This is a genomic window from Thermogemmatispora sp., from assembly GCF_042408735.1.
In the GTDB taxonomy this organism is placed as follows: domain Bacteria; phylum Chloroflexota; class Ktedonobacteria; order Ktedonobacterales; family Ktedonobacteraceae; genus Thermogemmatispora.
The window spans coordinates 1-7,081 of the sequence record NZ_JBHOQV010000201.1 but is presented as its reverse complement, the minus strand read 5'-3'; the positions used below and the strand labels follow the sequence as shown (position 1 = coordinate 7,081).

At 61.9% G+C, this 7,081-nt stretch carries 7 protein-coding genes; 1 reads left to right on the top strand and 6 read right to left on the bottom strand.

The window, feature by feature from the left end; translation table 11 throughout:
- The 4 genes from ACFMO7_RS21420 to ACFMO7_RS21405 all read right to left on the bottom strand — a co-directional run.
- A partial coding sequence (locus tag ACFMO7_RS21420) for a hypothetical protein (RefSeq protein WP_376797518.1) occupies nucleotides 1–883 on the bottom strand: 883 nt, incomplete at its 3' end.
- 84 nt (nucleotides 884–967) lie between these two features.
- A complete protein-coding gene (locus tag ACFMO7_RS21415; protein ID WP_376797517.1) occupies nucleotides 968–1,279 on the bottom strand; it encodes a hypothetical protein in 312 nt (103 codons plus the stop codon).
- A gap of 672 nt (nucleotides 1,280–1,951) precedes the next feature.
- Nucleotides 1,952–2,311, bottom strand: a complete 360-nt coding sequence (locus tag ACFMO7_RS21410) for a nitroreductase/quinone reductase family protein (RefSeq protein ID WP_376797516.1) — start codon at nucleotides 2,309–2,311, stop codon at nucleotides 1,952–1,954.
- Nucleotides 2,312–2,407: 96 nt separating this feature from the next.
- Nucleotides 2,408–2,812 carry a cupin domain-containing protein gene (locus ACFMO7_RS21405; RefSeq protein WP_376797515.1) on the bottom strand — a complete coding sequence of 135 codons (405 nt, stop codon included), beginning with the start codon at nucleotides 2,810–2,812 and terminating at the stop codon, nucleotides 2,408–2,410.
- A 337-nt stretch (nucleotides 2,813–3,149) separates the two neighbouring features.
- On the opposite strand from ACFMO7_RS21405, the gene ACFMO7_RS21400 reads away from it, so the two are divergent.
- Nucleotides 3,150–4,112 carry an AraC family transcriptional regulator N-terminal domain-containing protein gene (locus ACFMO7_RS21400; RefSeq protein ID WP_376797514.1) on the top strand — a complete coding sequence of 321 codons (963 nt, stop codon included), beginning with the start codon at nucleotides 3,150–3,152 and terminating at the stop codon, nucleotides 4,110–4,112.
- Nucleotides 4,113–4,213: 101 nt separating this feature from the next.
- Here ACFMO7_RS21400 and ACFMO7_RS21395 read toward each other — a convergent pair whose 3' ends face one another.
- A complete protein-coding gene (locus tag ACFMO7_RS21395) occupies nucleotides 4,214–6,124 on the bottom strand; it encodes an acetate--CoA ligase (RefSeq protein WP_376797513.1) in 1,911 nt (636 codons plus the stop codon).
- Nucleotides 6,125–6,493: 369 nt separating this feature from the next.
- A partial coding sequence (locus ACFMO7_RS21390; protein ID WP_376797512.1) for a methyltransferase domain-containing protein occupies nucleotides 6,494–7,081 on the bottom strand: 588 nt, incomplete at its 5' end.

The window sequence follows — 7,081 nt, the reverse complement described above, 5'->3', positions numbered from 1 at the left end:
CCGTCCAAAAACGGGCCTGGCCCCAGCTGCTGGCAATCTCCGCAGCGATGCTGGTAGCATCGTTCCCCGCTGCAGAGGCCGACCCGACGCTGGTCTGGCTTGTCGTGGGAATGCTGCCCGATATCTCTGGCAACGAGGGATTCCAGCTTAGCCGGAGCGGGTGGGCTAGCAGTTCGTGTGCCAGGCCCCAGGCGACAAAGCAAGCCAGGATGCCGGCAAGGATCCAGCACTCCGTTTCTGTTAAGGCAAGCGTCCCCAGGCCGCCGGCCAGAGCCAGCGAGCTGCCTCCGCTCACGGGCGCCGCGGCCAGAGCGATCAACAGGATCACGCAAACAACGATGAGCACGATAATCGCTGCCACAGAGGCGGAATCGTAGGCAGCCTGGTAATCGTCAAAGAATTTTTGATCGACAGCCAGGGAGGCCTCGAGCAGATCAAGATGGGCCGCAAGCCCGGTCATCAGATTGACTAGCTGCTCCTGTGCCTGGGCGGCCGCCTGGCCCTGCCAGGGCGATGTGCCCGTGAACAGCGCCTGGCTTTCGGCCTGCAGGCTGGTCAGCAGGGCGCGATGGTGCTCTAGCAGCGCGCGCTTCTGCTGGTGAATCTGCCGGATCGTTTCGACGTGGGGGCTGAAGGTTTGCAACAAAAGATGCTGGGCATAGCCCACCGACCCGTATTGCTGCATGCCGGTCGCCACTTGCTCCAGCGTACTCCAGGTCTCTGCTCCCAACTGCTCGATCAGCGAAAGCAGGCGGGGTAAGGTTGCAACAACGTCCTCACCCGCCTCGATCAAAAGCTGAATGAGGCCCTCAGCCGAGGGAGGCACATCGATACCAACAGCGGCTAATCCTTGAATGGCCGCTTCGACAAGTGGATCACTCATCGTGTCTTTGACCTTCTGTTATATCCTTGCCCGCTGGATCACTGCTCGCCTGGCCTGATCAGCAAGGCTGCGGCCTAGCTCCAGCTATTCAGCCTCAGATGATGGTTCAAAAGCCCGACTGGTGGCGACATCAAGCTGCTCTATCTCTTTGCCACCACTCTCCAGAAGGCGGGCAAAGGCTGAAAGGGCTGTATAGCCTCTTTCCAGATTCCGATGCCAGGTGCTTATATACTGACGAAATGGCTCACCAACCTGATCGCCAAGCTGCGCCGCCGGTTGCAGAATCTGCTGATGGAGCAGCAAGAGATGGGTCTGCCAGGCTTCTTGCAAACGCCTTTGTTGGATAGTACCGCTACTCTCTAAGGTTTGCTGGGGATAAAGGATCGAATCGTCCAAAAACTTATTCTCCTCCTCGGTTGCTCAGAATACCTTTATTCTTCTTGAGAAGATACATTAAAAAATTATGAATGTCAATATACAAGATAAAAGCACAGCCCCAAGAGTATGAAAGGCAAAGCTTCCGACTGAAGTTCGTCGTGCCAGCGGTGTCGGCAAAGAAGGCTTAGCTCTTGTTGTGCTCACTGCCTTTCTTTTGCCTGACTTCTGGGGAGGGGGCAGAGAGCGTCGCGCGCCTGCCATGGGTTGAGTGTGAAATGGATAGAGGAGACCCCAGGGCTGGATTGCCGATAAGCGGGCGCTGGCAGGTAAAGGAGGAGGAACCAGCTTATAGCTGGCCGGGCCTGTGTGGCTGGGCCGAGCGGAGTAGGGGGGTGCGGAGAATGGCACTGACTTGGGAGGCTCCGGCTAACTCTGCCGGCCCGCACCACCAGAGCTGGTGGACGGGCAGCAGAGCGCGGTTCCTGCAGTCTCGATCCCCTGAAGCCCCTGGTCTGGCCCGTCAGCGGCTTTCAGGGCCGTGGCCAGACAGGCCAGGCAGCCAGAGGCAGCCAGGGATTGCCGCCTGCCTGCAAAGGCTCTGGGTCTGATGGATGCTCCCTTTCTCGTCGAGCCAGGAGCGCGCACGGCACGGCGCAGGCAGGGGCGGTTCGGTTGAGCCGAGGCGCGGCTTTACTCGCTGAGGGGTACAGCGACAGCAGCGTCAATACGCGGATAGTAGGCTTGAATCTGGTGCGCGCCATACTTTTTGCGAAAGCGCTCACTAATGGCGGCTACCTGAGCCTGATCCTCGATGAGGCGCACCGCGCTCGTGAGGGTGCGCCGACCGGCCCGCACTTCCAGGGTCGGGGCCTGGCGCAGGTTCTTGTACCAGCCGGTTTCGACCCCGCGGACGGGAAGCAGATAGAGGGTATCGCCCTCTATGACAAACCATACCGGATAGGTATAGGGACGCCCACTTGTGCGGCCCCTCACTGTAATATCGATTTCGCTGCGGCGCTCGAGAGCCGCGCGGATTTCTTGCCGACTCATAGCGAAATGGATCACCTTCTCTCTGCTGCCTGCCTGTAGAAGCAGGCAGAGCCTGTCTCTGACCATCTCAACCGGCTCTGGCCGCCGGCCGGTCTCTCATTGGGGCTGTTGCCCATACTGCTCATCGCTGACCTGCTCCATCCAGTCGGCGGTGCGCCCGTCGAGTTCCTCTTGAATAGCGATGTGAGTCATAGCAGTTGTAGGCGCGGCACCGTGCCAATGCTTCTCGCCGGGGGCGAACCAGATCACATCTCCCGGGCGGATCTCTTCGATCGGGCCACCCCAGCGCTGGGCCCGTCCGCAGCCGGCGGTGACGATCAACGTCTGACCCAGCGGGTGGCTGTGCCAGGCTGTGCGGGCTCCTGGTTCAAAGGTAACGCTGGCTACACGCACGCGCGCCGGACCGGGCGCCTCGAATAAACGATCGATACGAACCGCACCGGTAAAAGTCGAAGCCGGTCCCTTCTCTGAGGGCTGCGAGCCGCAGCGTCTGATCTCCATCGCTTCCATTACTCCTTTCTTCTTCTTTTCTCGGCTTTGCTTGGAAGAAGTTCGCCGCTCTATAGGTAGCCAGCGGCGCGAGCCGGCAGACAAGAGCCTGGCCCGAAAGATTGCCAGCGTGGCAGAGGGAACCTGCTCCACTCGCAGGCGGATCCGGCCAACCACGCCGGTTCCCTGGCTGCCGCTCATCTGCCGGCCCTGCTTGCTGGTCTGGTAGCCTCTCCTCTAGCGGCATTATAGAGATCGCTCGGGCGGAGGTGATAGAATAATCCTCGTCCAGAATTGGCCGATTCTGCATATGCCGCGAGGCAACGCCACAGTGGAGGAGGTTTCTCTTATGACTATCACTGCTCTCACAGAGCGCGAGCGCCAGCAAGATGAACGGCACCTGCAGAGGCTTCAGGCCCACCGCGAGGAGCTGGCCGAGCGCATTGCGCGGGCTATTCCGCGCGATGGGACCATCCAGCCATTGGAGGGCCTGACGCTGGCGCGTCTCTCATCGCCATCCATCCCTTTGCCCAGCGTTGCCGAACCGTCCTTCTGCGTCATAGCTCAGGGGCGTAAAGAGGTCCTCGTAGAGCGCAACCGTTATGAGTATGATCCCTTTCATTACCTGCTGGCGACCGTCGAGCTGCCGCGGCTGAGCCGCGTCATCGAAGCCAGCCCGCAGCAGCCCTACTTGAGCCTGACGCTGCGTCTTGTGCCCTCGCAGGTCACGGCGGTCCTGCTGGCTGCTGGCTATGTGCCCAGGCGCAGCTCTGCCCAGGCCATGAACGTCAGCCCCATGGATGAGCGCCTGCTGGATGCGGTAGTTCGTCTGGTTCGGCTGCTCGATACGCCGGAGGAGGCACCAGTCCTCATGCCGCTGATCACCCAGGAAATTATCTATCGGCTGCTGGTCGGTGAGCAGGGGAGGCGCCTCTGCCACCTGGCCTTGCAGGGCGGCATGCCGTCGGAAATTGCCAGCGCTGTCTCATATCTGCGCCATCACTTTGCCGAGCCAGTGCGCGTCGAGCGACTGGCGCGCGAGCTGGGCCTGAGCGTCTCCAGTCTGCACCATCACTTTAAGGCCGTTACCGGCCTGAGTCCACTCCAGTACCTGAAGCAACTGCGCCTCCAGGAGGCGCGCCGCCTCATGCTTAATGAAGGTTTGGATGCCACCAGCGCCGCTTTCCGCGTTGGTTACCAGGATGTCTCGCACTTCAATCGCGACTACCGTGGTCTCTTTGGACGGCCTCCGGCCCGCGATATTCAGCAGTTGCGCCAGGAGCTGGAGATGATGGCCGTCGGAACAGACTGAAACCTCTCCTGTGCTTCGCAGAGGGCAAAGGAGGCAGTGCCAGCACGGGCCTGGCCCGAGATGGCTACACTGCCTCATCTATCTAAGGATGCTTCTGTGCCTCAGCGAGCGGAAATATCCGATTGCAAGCGCTGCCAGGCCTGGCGGGCCTCTTCAACCGAAGCCTCGTCCTCGATGGTCGAGACGTCTCCGGGGTCGCGTCCCAGGGTGACGGCCCGCAGCACGCGGCGCATGATCTTGCCGCTGCGCGTCTTGGGTAACATATTGACAAAATTCAGCTCGCCGATGACGGCCACAGGTCCCAGCTCGCTACGCACCGTCTTGAGAAGCTCCTGCTTTAGCTCTTCGGACGGCTCGTAGTCCTGCTTGAGCACTACAAAGGCAACAATGACCTCGCCACGTAGCTCGTCGGGACGTCCCGTGACGCCGGCTTCGGCGACGGCGGGATGCTTGAGAAAAGCGGTCTCGACCTCGATGGTGCCGATCCGGTGGCCGGCGATCTTGATAATCTCGTCGGCGCGCCCAGCGAACCAGACATAGCCATCTTCGTCAACCTGGGCGGAGTCGCCGGTGTAGTAGACCCCGGGCAAGATGCCCCAGTAGTCGCGGGCATAGCGCTCGGCGTCGCCCCAGAGGGTTGGGATCAGGCCCGGGAAGGGACGCGTGATGACCATGACGCCCTTCTCGCCAGGCTCGAGCGGCCTGCCGTCGAGCGGCGAGACGACGCGGGCCTCGATGCCGGGGAGAGGGATGGTAGCCGAGCCGGGCTTGATGGGAAGCATGCCCAGGCCGTAGGGGTTGCCAAAAATCGGCCCACCCGTCTCCGTCTGCCACATATGATCGATGACCGGCACGCGGTTGCGCAGGACGGTCTCCTGAAGCCAGGACCAGGCCGGGGCGTTGAGCACCTCACCGGCGCAGAAGACGCGCTCCAGCGAAGAGAGCCTGTAGCGGCGCGCCGGTTCCTCTCCATATTTCATCAGCAGACGCACGGCTGTCGGCGAGGTAAAGATGCCTGTGACAGCGAACTCCTCGATGGTCTTCCAGAGCACTTCCGGCGTGGGATAGTCCAGGGCCCCTTCGAAGGCCAGGGTCGTGGCGCCGGCAATGAGGGGGGCGTAGACGATGTAGCTGTGCCCGACGACCCAGCCGATGTCTGAGGTAGACCACCAGACGTCGGTTGGCCTGAGACCAAAGACCCATTGGCCCATGCTGTGAATGTGCACCTGGTAGCCGCCATGCACGTGGACGGCCAGTTTCGGCTTGGCCGTTGTGCCAGAGGTGGCCAGAATGTAGGCTGGCTCGTTGGCCTCCAGTGCCAGGTAGTCGCCGTTGTGTCCGCTGGCTCGGGACAGGAATTCCTGCCAGCTCAGATCTCGCCCGGCCTGCATGGCGACGGATTGGCTGCTTCGCTGAAGCACAACGACATGCTCGACGCTGCCGTTGCCGGCGGCAAGGGCCGCATCGACGATCTCTTTGAGATTGGTCTCTTTGCCTTTGCGATAGGTAACGTCGGCGGTGAAAACCAGACGTGAGCCGCTGGCTTCGAGGCGGTCACGCAGGGCCTGGGCGCCAAAGCCAGCGAAGACGACGAGGTGAATGGCGCCAATGCGCACGGCGGCGAGCATGAGCATGATGGCCTCGGGGAAGGTTGGCATGTAGATGGTGATGCGATCTCCCCGTTGCACGCCAAGGCCGCGCAGAGCCGCCGCCAGGCGCTCGACTTCGTGTAGGAGCTGGGCGTAGGTATAGAGGCGGCGCTCGCCGCGCTCGTTCAGGTAAACGAGGGCTGTATGGCCGCCCCAGCCGCGCTTGACGTGGTGATCAAGGGCGCTGTAGGAGAGGTTGGTTTCTCCCCCGATGAACCAGCGGAAGGTCGGAGGAGTCCACTCAAAGGTGCGATCCCAGTGCCGGAGCCAGGGAAGCTGCTCCGCGGCCTTGCCCCAGAAGGCTTCTGGGTTCTCGCGCGCTTCCTCTAGCCAGCGCTCAACAACAGGAGTGATCAGCTTCATTGTCTGGCCGCCTTTCTCTTCTTCGAGGAGGAACATCTGTGGCAGAGATGGCCCGAGGGCTTCCCTTTATTGTAGCGCGCCGTGAGCTGCGCTGAAAAGAGAGGGCCGGGCCTGCTGACTATCCCTGCGCAATTGTGCAACTGGGACATGACGGGCTTCATCGGGCCGGCAGGACTTCCACTTGGGGGGCGGGAGCTTCAGCGGGACGAAGCTCCCGCCTTCTCCGCCCCTCGAATGCCGGGTGTGGCTCTTCCGTTAAGGGGTGAGCCCCGCCCGGCTGGCTCTGAGCGAAGGGCTGCCGCCTATCCTGCTGAGTCCTGGCCTGCCCGAGGCTGCCGACCTGTAGCCGGCCTGGGGAAAGGATGGCGGCTAGGCTTCGGGCTGGGCCGGCTCGGCCGTCTCTTCCTCCTGACCCTGGCTGGCAGCCGCCGGTTTACGTCCCCAGATGGTCACCAGGGGCCAGAGACCGCAAAAGTCGTCCTGCTGCATCTCTGCGACGGCTTGCTGATAGAGACGTTCCAGCTCCGCCTTGGTGGCTACCCCGACCTTAATCAGAAATGGCTGCACTAGCTCGAAGCCAAGTAGATAGTCCTTGAAGACCGCGTAGTGGCCCTCTGTCCCCATTGACCACTCGATGATGCTCGCTCGTACACGCACATCCTCAAAGCCCGTCTGTCTGACCAGACGTGGCAGGATCGGTACGATTCCCATGCGTCGCCCGTCGGGCGAGAAGCTCTGGCCAGCCCGTTTGAATGCTTCGTAGATCAAGCCCCAGTATTGCTCGGTCGCGGGGCTGTTGGTCCAGGGCCCCTCGGTCTCGGTGAGGCGTATGATGCCGCCGGGCTTGAGGAGTCGATGGCATTCGGCCAGGAGGCGCGGCCAGGCCGCCGGCAGCATAAAGCCACATAGCAGCCGCCCGTTGATGAGATCGAAGGAGGCGTCGGGCCAGTCCAGCCG